We start from the raw sequence: 15,800 nt of genomic DNA, 5'->3' as shown, positions 1-15,800 counted from the left end.
CGTCAATAAAGAAAATATGGAAAGCGTAAGAGGGATAGAAAATCCGGGGATGATGGGAGAAATGGGAAAAATCATCGGATTCTATCGTCTTTATCGGCAGACGGCTGAAGAAGAGTGGGAAGAGAAAGCAGAAGTGTTGCTGGATGAGGTGATGGAGAATTGTTCTTTGGAACTTCCGGTGACTTATGGTGACGGTTTGTGCGGAGTAGGTGTCGGAATTGAGTATTTGTTGCAGGAGGGCTTTGTGGAAGGGGATGCCGACGAGATTCTATGGCAGATCGATTGCAGGGTATTTAACACGATTAATAGTAGGGCGATCGGAACTTTAGGCATCGGGAAAGGTATTTGTGGTCTCGCTTATTATCTGTATTACCGGTTGTCCCGGAGGAAAGGTGAGGAAGACATCAAGGTGCTACGAATGAAAGAGCATTTAATTTACCTGATTGACTGGATAGCAGACTCACTGCCCGGAGTCAGGGAAAGTTCACTTTTCGAAGAGGTGTTTTTTATTCTTTGCCTGTTGCATCGGTTGGATGTATTCAATGCAAAAGTCGAGAAACTGATGGAGTACTGTGAGAAGGGCATGATTACATCTGGAAGGGAGGCGGTATGGATCTGACAAGAGAGGTTAGCATTCTCATCCCCTTGCGGGTAGATAATCCGGAGAGGGCGGAGAATCTTCGGTTTATCCTTTCTTTGCTGCTACAGCAGACAGAGGTGTCTGTGGATATTCTTGAGGCGGATACGGAGCAACGTTTTTATTTGTCTGAGACGTGTGAGAGGTTACGCTATCGGTTTGTGAAAGATGATGATCCGGTGTTCTACCGGACACGTTATTTAAATATATTGTTGCGATCGGCTAAGTTCCCGATTGCAGGTATCTGGGATACGGATGTGATTATTCCGCCGGTTCAGTTGAGAGAAGCGGTCGGCAGGATTTGTTCGGGCTGTGTGATGTGTTTCCCGTATGACGGGCGTTTTATCTTTCTGAATGAAGCTATGAGTGACAGAATCCGCAAGGACGTATCAGTGTTGGAAAAGGTGGATGCTACTTCAATAGGGATGAGACCTTCGGTGGGAGGAGCTTTTCTTGTGAACAGGGTTGCCTATCTGCGGGCAGGCGGAGAGAATGAAGCGTTTTATGGTTGGGGTCCCGAAGATGCCGAAAGAGTGAAGCGTCTGGAGATATTAGAGTTGCCCATTGCACGTGTAAAAGGACCGTTATATCATCTTCATCATCCGAGGGGCATCAATTCGGGGTTTGATATGGGTGAACGGGATAAACGTAATTTAGAAGCATTGCTGGCTACTTGCAGAAGGAGTAAGGCGGAGATGCTAAGGTGGCTTGAACAACCAACCTTTCCGGACTGATCACACTAAATTTATATGGTATTTGATTGTCGGGTTTATAAATAGGGATAAAAATGATTGATTTTAAGTGATTTTTCAAATTGAAAATGTATCTTTGTATACATATCCCTGAAAAATAAATATTGAGAGACAGTCATTATGAAAAACACAATATTATTGTTAAACGGTTTATGGCTGCTCGGGCTGGTGGCCTGCCAGCCAAAATCTTCTTCTTTATCCGAATGCCCGATTGTCAATGTACGCTCTGCTTTGCAGAAAGAGACACCTATCTCCATGAAAGAAGATGTGGTGAGCATACAATATATTCCTTTGGAAACAACAGACTCATGCCTGATTAGCAATCTGCTGAATCTGCAGGTGACGACGGATTACATGTTTATGTATAACGGAAAGACTGAAGAAGTGTTGCAATTTGATCGAAAGGGTAAGTTCATACGTCGGGTCGGCCGCCAGGGAAATGGGCCGGGAGAGTATAGTATGATAAGTGAACTTGCGGTTGATGATAGCAATAAAGAATTATCTATATTCCAGTATGGAGGGGATGCATTGGTGTATTCGTATGACGGAAGTTTTCTACGGAATGATACAACGGTGAAGCAGGCCGGTGGAATGTATGTCTTTGCGGATGGGAAGAGAGCATTGAAAGGATTGGTCATGAAGCCTTTTGAACAAGCACCATGGGCAGGCGCATTGCAACAGGCTGATGGTTTGCTGTTAAAGTCTAAGTCTCTTTTTCCACAAGGACTCTCTCAGGATGTTTGTTTCATGAAAGAAATCTGCTTTTCTCCTTCTACAGAAGGGGTACTGCTGTTTACTGCATGCAATGATACGGTGGCCGGGATTTATGCTAATGGAATAGAGCCGGCTTATGTTCTGAAACGGGAAAACCCGACTGAATATTATGTGGATATTGCTAATATTAATAAATTCAGGGATAATACAGTTGAAACGGATCAGATTATTGGAGTCTATGATCTGTTCGAATCTCCTCACTATCTTTACTTGCGTCTGTACAAAGGAGATGCTATTTTTATACAAAGATTCGATAAGAAGACCGGTGAACTGAAATCGCAGCGTATTCCGGATGATTATTTGGAATGTAGTGCTGCCATTCCAGGCGGCAATGTAATTGGCATGGATAATGATATAGATGGAGGGATACCTTTCTGGCCGGAGTATGTAATGGCGGATGGGGGACGCGCACAAGTGGTGAATGCTGATATTCTTTTGGCTTTACGTGAAAAAGGATATCTAAAGCAGGCTCCTGATGTATTGAATATCGGGGATGAAGCCAATCCGGTAGTGATTCTTTATAAATTTAAAAGATAGGAGGTATTATGAAATCATTTACATTTTGCATTTTATTAGCCCATGTGTTGGCTTTTCCACTATTTGCTCAGAAGAATGCAGCTGCCGTCACGCTGAATTTGGCAAAGGCTGTTACACAAAGTCCTAAGACGGTATTAATGAGTGAACTGGCATCTGATGTACGTTATTTCCCTTTAGAGACTACTGATAATTGTCTGCTGGGGAATGAATGTAGTATTATTTATGCCGGAAACTCGATTATTGCGGGTGACGCACAGACCAGAAGTTTTTATCGGTTCGATAAAAATGGTAAGTTTATGAATAAGATAGGCCGGCAAGGACAGGGGCCTGAAGAATATGCGGTAGGATTATTGTTTTTTACTGACCCTGATAACCAAAAACTGTATGTTCAGGATTTCCAGGATATAATCTGTTATGGCTTCAATGGTAAATTTCTCCGTCGTATACCGGCTCCTCACCTGAATATGGGTACCGGAGCTGTAGACGGTCAGGGATCTATTCTCTATTGTGATAATAATTATTTTATGAGAAAGGATAATCCCCAACAACTGTTCCTTATCGATGAAAATGGGAAGAAACTAAAGATCTGGAAAGGATATATGGAACCTGGAAAGAAATATGGTGTTAACCTATCTACCCGCGATGTAATGTATTGTTATGGGGGCGATATTTACTTTAAACCTGCGTTGGAGAATCTGATTTATAAAATTGATGCCAACAGAAAAAAGACATTGGCATGGAAATTTGATTGTTCGGGGAAGGATGTGGATGTATCTGCCAATGAAATAGATCCCGGAAAACGTTTTCAATCAATTGCAGTACAACAGGTTTTTGAGTCAGACCGTTATTTCTTTGTGCTTTATGTCCTGAAGAATGAAAGCTTTGTGGGATTGTATGATAAACAGAAGAAGAGTTTTTCAAATGTGATTATAAAAGATGATTTGGCGGCAGGATTTGATTTTACTCCTCCCGGAACAGGGTTGGGAAATCAGTTGGCAAATGCCCGGATGGTAGGTTATCTGAGTAAAGGTAAACGCTATTCGAAAGCTTTACTGCCGGAAAGAAAAAAAGAACTGGATGAATTGATAAACCGATTGGATGAAGAGGATAATCCGGTAATGGTTGTTGTAACATTAAAATAAAATCTATATAAATTCTTTTTAAACGTATGAAAATTACAAGTTATGTTTCTTTTTTATATTGCTTATGTCTGATGCTGGCGAGTCCGACAGTACAGGCGAGCGAAGTGCGAACCGCTATTTTTGAGGGGAAACCGTGTATTAATCCCCCTCATGTGGTGGGAAACTATCCTGCTACCCCTTTTTTGTTTTATATTCCCACCTCCGGAGAACGACCGATAAAGTGGCATGCTGAAAATCTTCCCAAGGGATTGAAGCTGGATAAAGAAACGGGGATAATCAAGGGAAAAGTAGTAGAAAAGGGAACGTACAAAGTAATGCTGAAAGCTGAGAATGCCCTTGGAACCGATACACAGGAACTACTGATTAATATAGGAGATGAGTTGTTGCTGACTCCTCCGATGGGGTGGAACAGTTGGAATACATTCGGACGTCACCTGACAGAGGAGCTACTGTTGCAAACTGCAGATGCAATGGTAGAAAACGGAATGCGTGATTTGGGGTATGCTTATATTAATATCGATGACTTTTGGCAGTTGCCTGAAAGGGGAGCTGACGGTCATATCCAAATTGATAAAACAAAGTTCCCGAGAGGCATCAAATATGTGGCCGATTACTTGCATGAGCGAGGATTCAAACTTGGAATTTATTCGGATGCCGCTGATAAAACTTGTGGTGGGGTTTGTGGCAGTTATGGATATGAAGAAATTGATGCACGGGATTTCGCATCCTGGGGTGTTGATCTTTTGAAGTATGACTATTGCAATGCACCTGCCGGAAGAGTAGAAGCGATGGAAAGATATGAGAAGATGGGGAGGGCATTGAGAGCGACCGACCGTTCTATCGTCTTTTCAATTTGTGAGTGGGGACAGCGTGAACCTTGGAAATGGGCGAAGAAAGTCGGCGGACATTTATGGCGAGTATCCGGTGATATTGGCGACTTGTGGAATCGTTCGACAGACGAAAAGGGAGGTTTACGTGGCATTTTGAACATTCTTGAAATAAATGCACCGCTTAGTGAATATGCAAGACCCGGCGGATGGAATGATCCGGATATGCTTGTTGTGGGGATTGGCGGAAAAAGTAAGAGTATCGGTTATGAATCGGAAGGTTGTACGAATGAACAATATCAGTCCCACTTTGCTCTCTGGTGCATGATGGCTTCTCCATTACTCTGTGGCAATGATGTACGGCAGATGAATGATAGTACGTTACAAATACTTTTGAATAAGGATCTGATTGCTATCAATCAGGATCCGCTGGGCATTCAGGCAGAGCGTGCCATTCGTGCCGATCATTATGATGTCTGGGTGAAGCCGTTGAGTGACGGAAGCAAAGCAATAGCTTGTCTGAACCGGATATCCGGACCCGTAGACGTGGAGTTGAATGTAAAGACGGTAGAAGGATTGTCATTGGATCGGGTATATGATGTTATAGAAGGCAGCCTTGTGGCTGAGGCTTCTACCGGATGGGTCGTAAAGCTTGCTCCCGGTGAGTGTAAAGTGTTTATATGTAAATAAGATTGATTGTAAAATAGGGCTATCCGGTAAAATTGGCGGTACCGGATAGCCCTTTCTTCATAGTCAGGTTTATATTGGGTTGGTTATTTTAATCGTATGGTTGGGCCTATCTTATAAGTATTTTCCCATTGCCGGGTAGCAGCATTGTAACTTCTGTCGGTACCCAGATTTAGGTCGAGACCATATTCTTTTCTTTCCAGGAGGTTTATCCGGAATGAAGCGCCGTAATGGGATTGTGGAGATAACGGGAAACCTTGTACACCGGAGTTGGGATTACAGTCCAGCCGGTATTGTCCGTAAATATAAGCGGTCAGCCAATTATTCAGACGATAGGTAAGGTCTGCGTTAAGGGTAAAATCATTAAACATCCGTCCGTTAGAGCGGTATTGATAGGCATTGCCACCTATCCGGATAGCCAGTTGTCTGTTAAGACGATATACCAATCTGCCACCTGCCATATTCTGAGTACCTACTCCCCGGAGTGAATAACTGGAACCGTATAATTCGTATCCGAAATAGCGGGAATTGAACAATCGGTACTGTTGCTGATTAAAATAACCGGTGAAGACGGGATCCAGATAGGAGAATTTTTTTCTCAGTTCGTATTGTTTGACTAACGGCATACTGTTATTGAAAGCAGGGTTGGTTTCTGACAAAGTATTCTTTATTTCGGGTAGTTTGAAGATTTGAGGGGTTTTCATTTCTTTGTGCAGTGTAAAGGCAGGTATGGGCGTTTCGTTGAATGTTTGCGCATAAGCAAATCCGTTGCCGCAAATGATAAATAGCATTGTCAATCTGAATTTTTGCATAGTTAAGTCTTTTATGTCTTTTAGACGCAGAGATATGCCGAATGCTGCAATGTTTTTTCAAAAGAATCATTTATCTTTGCCGAAATACGTTAAAAATCGAATATGGAACTGGATCTTCAACAACTTACTACTGAGGTATGCCGGATAGCAACTGAAGCCGGGAATTTTTTGAGAAAAGAACGGAGGAGCTTTAGTCGGGAGCGTGTGGTGGAAAAGCATGCGCATGACTATGTGTCGTATGTTGATAAAGAATCTGAACGCTTGTTAGTGGCACAACTGTCTGCATTGCTGCCCGAAGCCGGGTTTATTGCGGAAGAAGGTTCTGCCGTTTATAAGAATGAGCCTTATTGCTGGGTTATTGATCCGTTGGACGGGACGACTAACTACATTCATGACAATGCTCCTTATTGTGTCAGTATCGCATTGAGGAGCTGTACAGAATTACTTTTAGGAGTGGTGTATGAAGTTTGCAGGGATGAATGTTTTTACGCCTGGAAAGGTGGGAAGGCTTGGATGAACGGAGATGAACTGCATGTCTCGAAAATAGAAAACATAGAAGAGGCGTTTGTAATCACTGAACTTCCTTATAACCATCGGCAATACAAACGGACTGCGGAATATTTACTGAAACAATTGTATGGAGTGGTAGGAGGAATTCGTATGAATGGCTCGGCTGCATCGGCTCTTTGTTATGTGGCGGCCGGACGTTTTGATGCCTGGGCGGAAGCTTTTATCGGGAAATGGGATTACTCGGCTGCGGCACTGATTGTGTTGGAAGCCGGCGGAAAAGTAACTGATTTCTTTGGAAGTGAATATTTTATTGAAGGACATCATATCATTGCGACGAATGGCCCTTTACATCCTGTCTTTCAACGGCTGCTGAAAGAGATGCCTCCACTGGAAATGTAACTTTCCGGGTATTGACTAAACTGAAAAACATCACATGAATACTTGGTTCGACTCTTTTTGGTCTCTTTTGTTCCCACGTTGTTGTGTGGTTTGTGGAGCTCCGCTGTCGAAAGAAGAGGAGTGCTTGTGTATTCGTTGTAATATGAACTTACCCCGTACCGGATTTCATCTGCGAAAGGATAATCCGGTTGAGTGTCTTTTCTGGGGACGTATTCCGGTTCTTGAAAGAGCTTCTTCCTTTCTCTTTTATCGTAAAGGTAGTGATTTCAGACGCATCTTGCATCTGCTGAAATATAGCGGATATAAAGAACTGGGCGAAGTGATGGGACGCTATATGGCGGCAGAATTAATTTCTTGTGGTTTCTTTGATCATGTGGATGTGATTGTTCCTGTACCTTTGCATAAGAAAAAACAGAAGCTGAGAGGATACAATCAGAGTGAATGGATTGCCCGTGGTATATCTTCTGTGACGGGGATTCCGCTGAATGCGAAGAGCGTGATACGGGAAAAGAATACAGAGACTCAAACCCGTAAATCGACTTTTGAACGCTCGGAAAATGTGGAAGGTATTTTCAAATTGTGTGATGTAGCTTGTTTCCAAGGGAAACATGTACTGATTATTGATGATGTGCTGACTACCGGATCTACAACTGTGGCCTGTGCATCTACGCTTTTTGAAGTTGAAGGAGTACGGATCAGTGTGTTGACATTGGCCGTGGCCGAATAAATGAAGTGATAAATATGAGGGTGCATTGAAGCACCCTCGTATCTATTTAAAAAGTTTCAATTATCAAATCGGATGCCAGCATTTCCTTGATCGCCTTTCCAAAAGCCTGGAAATGGGGGGATGCCGCATGTATATCCATGGCACGCTGGTCTTTGTACTCTTCGTAGAAAATGAAAGCTACGGGTTGTGATGGGTTTTGATATAAGTTATAACTAATATTCCCCTCTTCTGCCCTTGTACCTTTGATTAGAGCATCAGCCGCCTGTAGAAATGCTTGTTCTTTGCCGGGTAGCACTTCTACACGTGCTACGATTGTTTTCTTTTCCATAATGATAATCTATAATTAAGATGATTCTCGTTCCGCAAATTTACGTATAAATGGTGATACTTTCTTTTTCATCTTGAATAAATTTGTTTGTAGGAATCGTCTGGCTCTTATTTCTGAGGAATCCATACTTTATAGCTATGGCTCTCTTCCCTGTTGGCCACAGCATAATATGGGATGGCTTTTGCCGGAATATCACCCTGGCATTTGATGATATTGACTCCATTGAGCAGATTACTGTCATGGGAGAGTTCCAAAGGTGTTTGTGCCTGAAGTTTGAATGTCTGCAGTTCCGGATTATCGGCATCCTCAAAACAGTAAATGATAGGCCCTGACGCCAATGCGACTTGTCCCCGTAAGTTTTCGACTGCTTTATTTGCAGTGATCAGGCGAGGTTGCATGGGTAGTTCAAGCTCAATGTGATCGCCTTTTTTCCATTCCCGGTTGATTTCTGCATATCCGTCTACGATCCTCAAAAGTACATCCTCTTGATTAACTTTTAACTTGACCGGTGCTTTTAGATTCGATTGGTAAAGGTCGTATGGATTTTCTGTACCTTGTGCCCATCCGGGAATACGGACTTTTATAGAGAAGGTACTTGCCTTGTCGGGATTGACTTGAATGGAAACAGCGCCGTGCCAGGGATAAGAGGTTAATTGTTTCAATCGGACGCTGTTGCTTTTACCGACAGGGACACGTACTTCGCTTCCTATGAATAAATTGACATAGACATTATCTCCCTGATAGGCATAGATATAACCGGGCATGGCAGCCATGATTTTCAGGAACATCGGTGGGCAACATGGACATACATGCCATTCCCACCTGTCGGGCTTATCGGTATTCAGGGGATTTTGATAGGTGTATTTATCACCGGACAAAGAAACGCCAGTCAGTACATTGTTGTAAAGCACTCTTTCCACTTCGTCCATATAGCGGGCATTGCAAGTTAATTGGTTCATGCGTTGGCTGAAAAAACCGGCTCCGACAGCTGCGCAGGTTTCCAGATATGCATCGGTGGGCAGAAAGTAGTCCGGACCAAACTTTTCGTCTTCGTGAATAGCGCCGACTCCACCTGTGATGAACATCCGTTTGCCTGCCATATTCTCCCAAAGACGTTTAGCTGTTTCGATGTATTGGGGTGATTGGTTCTCAAGTGCGGCCGCGGTTAGACCGGTTGCCATCAAGGTAGCTCGCACAGCATGCCCTTCAATTGTTTTTTGTTCGAGTACAGGGATCGAATCTTGTGAATACTCTCCCCAACTGGGACGAGAGTGTGTGCCGAATTCAGCTTGGTGATAACAAGCGTCTTTAATCCATTTTTCCGATTTCCGGTATCCCCACGTTCCCCATAATGGAAAGCCACAGTGATGCCCTCTGTTTTCTATCCAAAAAGTGGCCAGATTATAATAATCTGATTCCCGGACCGGTATGGAAAGTTTATCTTTCAGTTCCGGTTCGTTTTTATACAACCAGTATAATGCCATTACGGCTTCCTCGGGGCCGGAATGTGCGGGAACGATATTCTTGCGTGGTTCCGGACCCATATAATCTGCCATGTAATTGGCAAAGCGGGTTGCAATTTCAAGCAAACGTGTTTTGCCGGTTGCCTGATAATAATGTACTCCGGCTTCGATCAGCATCCCGGCATTGTATACATCGTGTTGTCCACGAAGGAGTCCCCCATTGTCTCCCCATCTATGGTTGTTTTCCATAAGTTGGGTATGGGTGTTGATGTATCCGGTCGGCTCTGTTTGCTGAGCGGCATAGATGCGGTCTACATATCCGTCGATTCGTTTTTCCAGTTCTTTATTGGGGTGGCTTGCAAGAAAGTCGGCGATACCCCGGATACTTTCATAAACGAGTCCGTCATACCATTCGGGACCATCGTGCTGTTTGATATCTCTCTGCCCTTCAGCTACACGATCGAAATTCCGGAAAGCATTACGCGTGTCGGTCGATCCGGGAAAAGGAGTGTATTTCCCTTCGAATTTGTTTAATACATCATTAGTGGTTATTTTCCTCCAGATATCGAGTTTCGGACTCCAGAAAGCATCTTCTATCCGGACTTCGTTTAGCTCGGGCAAGTGGAGTGTTTGCCGGGTATTGTCTGTGTGAGACTGACACCCCATTTGCATCAGTACGGTTAGTACTGCTGCGACAGATAAATGTTTTGTGGTTTTCATTGTACATTGATTTTATAGATGCATATATGTTTGTAAGTATCTCCGGGTAAGAGGGTTGTTGACGGGAATGCCGGTTGGTTAGGACTATCCGGATAGTGCTGGGTTTCCAATGCGAGGGAAGCCCGGTAGTTGTATTTCTTTTCGTGCTTTCCGGTCATTGTACCATCAAAGAAGTTACCGCCATAGAATTGTAGTCCGGGTTCGGTGGTCCATACTTCAAGATATCTTCCTGAGGCGGGTTCATAAACGGTTGCTGCCAGTTCGGGGGTGTTGGAGGTTTTGCGATTCAATACCCAATTATGGTCGTAGCCGTGACCGAACTCTAGTTGCTCGAACGAATCATTTACTCGCTTTCCGATAGGTGTGGGGCGACGAAAATCCATCGGGGTCCCTTCTACATCCTGGAGAATACCGGTGGGGATTAGGGTCCGATCGACAGGAGTAAACTTATCCGCATTGATCATGAGTATATGGTCATTGATATCCTTATTGCCTGCACCGTGCAGGTTGAAGAAGGAATGATGGGTGAGGTTGATGACCGTTTCTTTGTCTGTTTGAGCCTGGTGAGTGATAATAAATTCGTTTTTATCCGTAAGCTTGTAATTCATGGATACTTGGAGATTTCCCGGATACCCCTCTTCACCATCTTTGGATAAATACGTGAGTTGTAAAGTCTGGCTGTCCGGCTGCTCAACATCCCATACTACCATATCAAATCCTTTAAAGCCACCATGTAGACTGTTGGGAGTATCATTGATGGGTAACTGGTAAGTTTGTCCGTTCAGGGTAAACTTTCCTTTGTTGATCCGGTTGCCATACCGTCCGATAGTGGCTCCCAAAAATCTTTCACCTTTATAATGGAGATATTTGTCCACATGATCGTGTCCGAGGACGATGTCTTCAAAATGCCCTTTTTTATCCGGAGTCCAGAATTCAACGACTCGTCCTCCGAAATTGGTGATGGCAATTTCAATGCCGTTTTTGTTTCTCAGAAAGTAGAGATCGGTTTGCTTTCCGTCAATTGTTTGTTGAAAATCGGCTCTTTTCAATTGTGAATGTTGGGCATTTACGGTGTTTGTGTGTATCATGGTTGTGAGTATTAATAAAATGATCAGTTTTGTTTTCATACGATTCATATTTTTAGTTCATTATTCGTAAGTTGTTAATTGGTCAATTCCTTTTGTATCTGCTCCAGAGACTTGTTCTTTGTTTCGGGTAGCCTGAGAGCAAAGAAGAAGCTTAGGAACATCATAATGGCAAAGAAACTGAAAATGAAGGTACCTCCTGTACGGATGAAAACGGGAAACATCCATGAAAGGAGGGCGGACCACACCCAATGTGTCATGCTGCCTAATACTTGCCCTTTGGAGCGCACATTGTTTGGGAAGACTTCGGAGATTAATACCCAAATGACGGCACCCAGTGAAATGGCAAAGAAAGCGATAAACCCCATCAGGCAGATAAGCATATAGTAACCTGAAAATGCGTCTTGGTAGAAACCTTTGGCTACTAAGGCCAAAGAGAGGGTCATACCGATGGAACCGATATAGAGGAGTTTTTTTCGTCCTACCTGATCTATCAGGATCATTCCGATCATAGTGAAAGTAAGGTTGGTCAGTCCGATAACAATAGACTGCATCATGGCTGAGTCGGTAAATACACCTGACATCTCAAAAATCCTCGGAGCATAATAGAGAATGGCATTGATACCTGATAACTGGTTGAAAGTAGCTATAAGGAAAGCATAGAGGATCGGTTTCCGGTATTTATGCTGAAACAGTTTTTCGCCACTGGCTCCTATTGTTACCAGGGATTCTTTGATTTCATGAATTTCCTGTTCAATATCTGCATTGCTGACCTTCTTTATGACGTGTCGGGCTTCGGCTTCCCGATCTTGCTTTACCAGCCAACGAGGACTTTCAGGTACGGTGTATAATAGAAGAGCGAATGCGATGGCAGGAATGGCTTCAACTCCTAACATCCATTGCCAATCATGCGCAATGCCATGAATCCAATAGTTGGAAAAGTAAGCCAGTACAATACCCAGTACAATATTAAACTGGAAGAATGCGACAAAACGGCCGCGCCAACGCGAGGGGGATATTTCGGCAATGTACATGGGACCGACTACGGATGAGGCTCCGACAGCTAAACCTCCGGCAAAACGGAAGAATAAAAAGGAATACCAATCGATGATGGCAGCACTGCCCACTGCAGAAACAAAGTAGAGAAAAGCAATAATTTTCAGTGCTTTCAGACGTCCGTGTTTTTCTACCGGTTTACTACAGACGAAAGCTCCGATGATTGTACCGATCAAAGCGATAGCAATGGTGAAGCCATGGCTGAAGTCGGATAGATCATATACCACCTGGATGGATTTCTCGGCTCCGGATATCACTGCGGTATCGAATCCAAAAAGTAATCCTCCCAATGATGCCACGAAGGCAACGTAAAACATGAAATTCTTTGCTGTATTTTTCATAATGCAGATGTATTATAGACCGAATTCGATCCGATTGATAACGTGATTTTGGTAACATTCGTCTAATTCCACAAAATATCCGCTCCATCCCCATACTCTGACAATTAAATTTTTGTGTTGTTCGGGATGTTTCCGGGCATGTAGCAGTGTCTCCCGGCTGACTGTGTTTAGTTGTAGTTGATGGCCGCCTAAAACGATGTAGGTTTTCACGAGCATACCCAGCTTTTCAATGGTTTCGTCATTGCTGAATACGGATTGATCGAACTCCAGGGTGAGGGGACCACCGTTGACAACACGGTCCAGATGTTGTTTGGTAAAAGATTTTATGACGGATATAGGACCTTTTTGTTTTAAAAACAGGCTGGGGGAGTAATTAGCAGGAATTATCTCGCCATCGTTACGTCCGTCGGGGGTGGCACGTAATTGATTGGAATGGAAAATGTAGTACATAGCGGTACCCGTACCTGCCCGGTAAACCCCTCCGCGTTCATTTCGTTTATCGGCCAATGACCGATCAAAAGAGTCGAGAAGATCTTTGGCTATCAAGTCGGCATAGTCATTATCCTGTCCCATTTTGGGCGCTTCTTCTCTTAATTTTTTTTGTAACTCTTCGTAGCCTTTGAAGTTGCTTCTTATGGCAGTAAGCAGGGTTGTATAATCCAGGCTTTGCTCTTCGAAATAGTATTTTTTCAGGGCAGCAAGGGTATCGGTAGCGGTTGCAATGCCTGTTCCGTGGATTCCGTAGTTGTTGTAGTAGGAACCTTCCGAAATATCTTTGGCTCTTTCGATGGTGCCGTCCATCAGTAAAGACATCATTGGAGAAGGGATGATGTAGAGATTGCGGTGTTTCTCGCAGATCGCATTGACCTCCTTTTGTATTTCCTGCTCCACCAATGTATAAAAGGATGAATAGTCCGAACAGGTATTTAGTTTTTCAAGGCACCGGTCTACACATCCGATTAAAGAAACGGCATCAATGTTAGGTATATCCATGGCTCGGTTAGGGATGATAAATTCCCAGCAGGCAGCCACTACGTAATTGTATGCGTCTTCTTTGGAATAGCCTTTCCGTATAAGTCCCGGAATGATGATATCATCATTGCTGTATTGGGGGAAACCCAGCCCTATTTTGGTCAGACGGGAACCTAAAGAGAATATTTCGTCAGGGGTCTTTGGGTCTACACGAATGTTGATTTTAGGATCAATTAGTTTTAATTCGTAACTTGCCTGCAGGCACATTCGGGACAGGTCGTTGAATAAGTATTTGCCCTCCGGATCGCGTCCTCCCAAAACCAGGCTCTGCCCATTGTCACCCTGTTGCATACCTGGATACAGGTCGCTGTCCTTATTGCATACAAGGAAAAATTCTTCAAGCAGATCGAATGCTTCTTCTTTGGTGAGTGTTCCATTTTCCAGGTCCCTCTGATAGAAAGGATACATATATTGATCGAAGCGGCCGAGGGTATTGTGATAGTTGCCTGCTTCCCAAATGGAGAAGTGGAGAATTCTCAAAAGCTGTAGAGCTTGTCTGAAGTTTTGAGCGCCTTCGGTCTTTATGGTATGTAAAGTGTGCGCAATTTCTGTCTCGTTATTGAGCAATGCATATTGTTCATACTTCTCAATTAGTTTCTGTATGGATATGATGCATTGGTACATGCTATTGAGGAATACTCTCTCTTTTTCATTTAAGGAGGGATTTTCCTGACGCTTTCGGATCTCCTGTTTTCTCGCTTCCAGTCCGTGTTGAATGGTATAAGCGTAATTGGGGGAGATATTACATACCGTACCTTTTTCGTGGATGTAATATTTGTTTTTTATTTCGTTCCATTCTTCAGGGGTGTATATATCCGGTACTTGCGTAAGGGTACGGGTAAAAACGATCTTTTCACCCGGAAGTATAACCGGGAGTTCAGCGTTCATCAAAGCTGCGAAACAGGCTGTAGCACGTTCTACAGGAGATAAACCTTGTTGGGCATAAATTGTGTTCAATTTGTCCAGCCCGATACTTGACGGTGTTCTCCTTTGTGAATGGTGTCGTTTATCTAAAATATACGTTTTTAGATAGTTAATTCTTTCGTTCATACAATTAGATTTTTGATATTATTTTCTTCAAATACATTATAGATTTGTGGCGCCTTTCCGGTATCGAACGGAGGATGATACGTTTCTCCGATCATTGCGTATTTGGCACCTGCTGTACGGTGATATCTAAGGATTTCGACACGTATCAGGTTCCTGGCATCTTTGATTTTTTCAAGAATGGCACTCATGTTTTCCCGGGTATCATTAACACCCGGGATTAAAGGTATCCGAATGATAAAATCTCGTCCGGAATTACAGAGTAAAGCAAGATTTTCCAGTATAATCGCATTATCCACTCCTGTATATTTCCGGTGCATTTCCGGGTCCGTATGTTTGATGTCGAATAAAATAAGATCAGCTAAAGAAGTAACCTCATTGAAAATGTGAGTGTTTGCGTATCCGCTTGTTTCGATAGCCGTATGTATGTCCGGAAGTTGTCGGAGCAGTTCGATAACAAAATCCGGTTGAAATAAGGGTTCTCCGCCGGTTAGTGTAACTCCTCCCCGGTTGAGCGTATAAATGGACCGGTTCTTTTCGATCATGGTAACCAATTCTTCCACAGTTATCTGATATCCACAAATACTTTTAACTCCTTTTTTAATCATGTATTGCGGCTGTGGCGATATACCTTCGGGATTATGGCACCATGCACAGCGTAGAGGACATCCCTTGAGAAATATCGTTGTTCGGATTCCCGGTCCGTCATGGATGGCAAATTCCTCGACACTGAATATTGTTCCTGTTTTCATTGTGTTTGGATTAACAATGGCAAATATATACATAATATTTTAAACAGGTACGAACTGGTATGTATGTTGTTGAGCATATATTCATATAATATTAAGAATATTAATAGCTCAAATTACCTTTATAGGTAATGTTTATGGGAGTAAAGACGATTATTCGACATTTACAAATAAT

Annotated in this window: 14 protein-coding genes; 7 read left to right on the top strand and 7 right to left on the bottom strand. The window is 43.2% G+C overall.

Features of this window, described 5'->3' with window-relative positions:
• The first annotated feature begins 16 nt into the window (after positions 1 to 16).
• From BF9343_RS20420 to BF9343_RS20400, 5 genes are all read left to right on the top strand, one after another.
• Positions 17 to 619 (top strand): hypothetical protein, encoded by a 603-nt coding sequence (locus BF9343_RS20420; RefSeq protein WP_005822342.1) that lies wholly within the window; start codon positions 17 to 19, stop codon positions 617 to 619.
• A complete protein-coding gene (locus BF9343_RS20415) occupies positions 610 to 1,371 on the top strand; it encodes a galactosyltransferase-related protein (protein WP_010993750.1) in 762 nt (253 codons plus the stop codon). The genes BF9343_RS20420 and BF9343_RS20415 overlap by 10 nt, the downstream gene beginning before the upstream one ends.
• Positions 1,372 to 1,509: 138 nt before the next feature.
• Positions 1,510 to 2,700, top strand: coding sequence for a 6-bladed beta-propeller (locus BF9343_RS20410; protein WP_041926282.1), 1,191 nt, complete (start codon positions 1,510 to 1,512; stop codon positions 2,698 to 2,700).
• Between the two features lie 8 nt (positions 2,701 to 2,708).
• Positions 2,709 to 3,842, top strand: coding sequence for a 6-bladed beta-propeller (locus BF9343_RS20405; RefSeq protein ID WP_005797455.1), 1,134 nt, complete (start codon positions 2,709 to 2,711; stop codon positions 3,840 to 3,842).
• 26 nt (positions 3,843 to 3,868) lie between these two features.
• Positions 3,869 to 5,359 carry a putative Ig domain-containing protein gene (locus tag BF9343_RS20400; protein ID WP_008770125.1) on the top strand — a complete coding sequence of 497 codons (1,491 nt, stop codon included), beginning with the start codon at positions 3,869 to 3,871 and terminating at the stop codon, positions 5,357 to 5,359.
• 83 nt (positions 5,360 to 5,442) lie between these two features.
• Here BF9343_RS20400 and BF9343_RS20395 read toward each other — a convergent pair whose 3' ends face one another.
• The gene (locus BF9343_RS20395) at positions 5,443 to 6,147 is read right to left on the bottom strand and encodes a hypothetical protein (protein ID WP_005797459.1); all 705 of its coding nucleotides are present in this window, start codon (positions 6,145 to 6,147) and stop codon (positions 5,443 to 5,445) included.
• 123 nt (positions 6,148 to 6,270) lie between these two features.
• On the opposite strand from BF9343_RS20395, the gene BF9343_RS20390 reads away from it, so the two are divergent.
• Together BF9343_RS20390 and BF9343_RS20385 are read left to right on the top strand one after the other, a co-directional pair.
• A complete protein-coding gene (locus BF9343_RS20390) occupies positions 6,271 to 7,077 on the top strand; it encodes an inositol monophosphatase family protein (protein WP_005791250.1) in 807 nt (268 codons plus the stop codon).
• A gap of 34 nt (positions 7,078 to 7,111) precedes the next feature.
• Positions 7,112 to 7,804 (top strand): ComF family protein, encoded by a 693-nt coding sequence (locus tag BF9343_RS20385; protein ID WP_005803971.1) that lies wholly within the window; start codon positions 7,112 to 7,114, stop codon positions 7,802 to 7,804.
• Between the two features lie 46 nt (positions 7,805 to 7,850).
• On the opposite strand, the gene BF9343_RS20380 is transcribed toward BF9343_RS20385, so the two are convergent.
• From BF9343_RS20380 to BF9343_RS20355, 6 genes are all read right to left on the bottom strand, one after another.
• Positions 7,851 to 8,132, bottom strand: a complete 282-nt coding sequence (locus BF9343_RS20380; RefSeq protein ID WP_005791253.1) for a putative quinol monooxygenase — start codon at positions 8,130 to 8,132, stop codon at positions 7,851 to 7,853.
• A gap of 107 nt (positions 8,133 to 8,239) precedes the next feature.
• The gene (locus BF9343_RS20375; RefSeq protein ID WP_010993747.1) at positions 8,240 to 10,315 is read right to left on the bottom strand and encodes a glycoside hydrolase family 127 protein; all 2,076 of its coding nucleotides are present in this window, start codon (positions 10,313 to 10,315) and stop codon (positions 8,240 to 8,242) included.
• Positions 10,312 to 11,442 (bottom strand): aldose epimerase family protein, encoded by a 1,131-nt coding sequence (locus BF9343_RS20370; RefSeq protein WP_010993746.1) that lies wholly within the window; start codon positions 11,440 to 11,442, stop codon positions 10,312 to 10,314. The genes BF9343_RS20375 and BF9343_RS20370 overlap by 4 nt, the downstream gene beginning before the upstream one ends.
• 35 nt (positions 11,443 to 11,477) lie before the next feature.
• On the bottom strand, positions 11,478 to 12,797 hold the full coding sequence (locus BF9343_RS20365) for a sugar porter family MFS transporter (RefSeq protein ID WP_005797467.1): 1,320 nt from the start codon (positions 12,795 to 12,797) through the stop codon (positions 11,478 to 11,480).
• 12 nt (positions 12,798 to 12,809) lie between these two features.
• Positions 12,810 to 14,879: a pyruvate formate lyase family protein gene (locus BF9343_RS20360; RefSeq protein WP_010993745.1), complete on the bottom strand. Its 2,070-nt coding sequence runs from the start codon at positions 14,877 to 14,879 to the stop codon at positions 12,810 to 12,812.
• The gene (locus tag BF9343_RS20355) at positions 14,876 to 15,661 is read right to left on the bottom strand and encodes a glycyl-radical enzyme activating protein (RefSeq protein WP_005797469.1); all 786 of its coding nucleotides are present in this window, start codon (positions 15,659 to 15,661) and stop codon (positions 14,876 to 14,878) included. Before BF9343_RS20355 ends, BF9343_RS20360 begins: the two co-directional genes overlap by 4 nt.
• Between the last annotated feature and the right edge of the window lie 139 nt (positions 15,662 to 15,800).

Source organism: Bacteroides fragilis NCTC 9343 (assembly GCF_000025985.1).
GTDB classification, from domain to species: Bacteria; Bacteroidota; Bacteroidia; order Bacteroidales; family Bacteroidaceae; genus Bacteroides; species Bacteroides fragilis.
Note: the sequence above shows the minus strand (reverse complement) of the source record. Positions and strands in the feature narration are given on the sequence as shown.

Bases quoted from the DNA above. Each gene is read 5' to 3' on its own strand.
- BF9343_RS20420 (WP_005822342.1), top strand. From the start codon at position 17: ATGGAAAGCGTAAGAGGGATAGAAAATCCGGGGATGATGGGAGAAATG.
- BF9343_RS20415 (WP_010993750.1), top strand. From the start codon at position 610: ATGGATCTGACAAGAGAGGTTAGCATTCTCATCCCCTTGCGGGTAGAT.
- BF9343_RS20410 (WP_041926282.1), top strand. From the start codon at position 1,510: ATGAAAAACACAATATTATTGTTAAACGGTTTATGGCTGCTCGGGCTG.
- BF9343_RS20405 (WP_005797455.1), top strand. From the start codon at position 2,709: ATGAAATCATTTACATTTTGCATTTTATTAGCCCATGTGTTGGCTTTT.
- BF9343_RS20400 (WP_008770125.1), top strand. From the start codon at position 3,869: ATGAAAATTACAAGTTATGTTTCTTTTTTATATTGCTTATGTCTGATG.
- BF9343_RS20395 (WP_005797459.1), bottom strand. From the start codon at position 6,147: ATGCTATTTATCATTTGCGGCAACGGATTTGCTTATGCGCAAACATTC.
- BF9343_RS20390 (WP_005791250.1), top strand. From the start codon at position 6,271: ATGGAACTGGATCTTCAACAACTTACTACTGAGGTATGCCGGATAGCA.
- BF9343_RS20385 (WP_005803971.1), top strand. From the start codon at position 7,112: ATGAATACTTGGTTCGACTCTTTTTGGTCTCTTTTGTTCCCACGTTGT.
- BF9343_RS20380 (WP_005791253.1), bottom strand. From the start codon at position 8,132: ATGGAAAAGAAAACAATCGTAGCACGTGTAGAAGTGCTACCCGGCAAA.
- BF9343_RS20375 (WP_010993747.1), bottom strand. From the start codon at position 10,315: ATGAAAACCACAAAACATTTATCTGTCGCAGCAGTACTAACCGTACTG.
- BF9343_RS20370 (WP_010993746.1), bottom strand. From the start codon at position 11,442: ATGAAAACAAAACTGATCATTTTATTAATACTCACAACCATGATACAC.
- BF9343_RS20365 (WP_005797467.1), bottom strand. From the start codon at position 12,797: ATGAAAAATACAGCAAAGAATTTCATGTTTTACGTTGCCTTCGTGGCA.
- BF9343_RS20360 (WP_010993745.1), bottom strand. From the start codon at position 14,879: ATGAACGAAAGAATTAACTATCTAAAAACGTATATTTTAGATAAACGA.
- BF9343_RS20355 (WP_005797469.1), bottom strand. From the start codon at position 15,661: ATGTATATATTTGCCATTGTTAATCCAAACACAATGAAAACAGGAACA.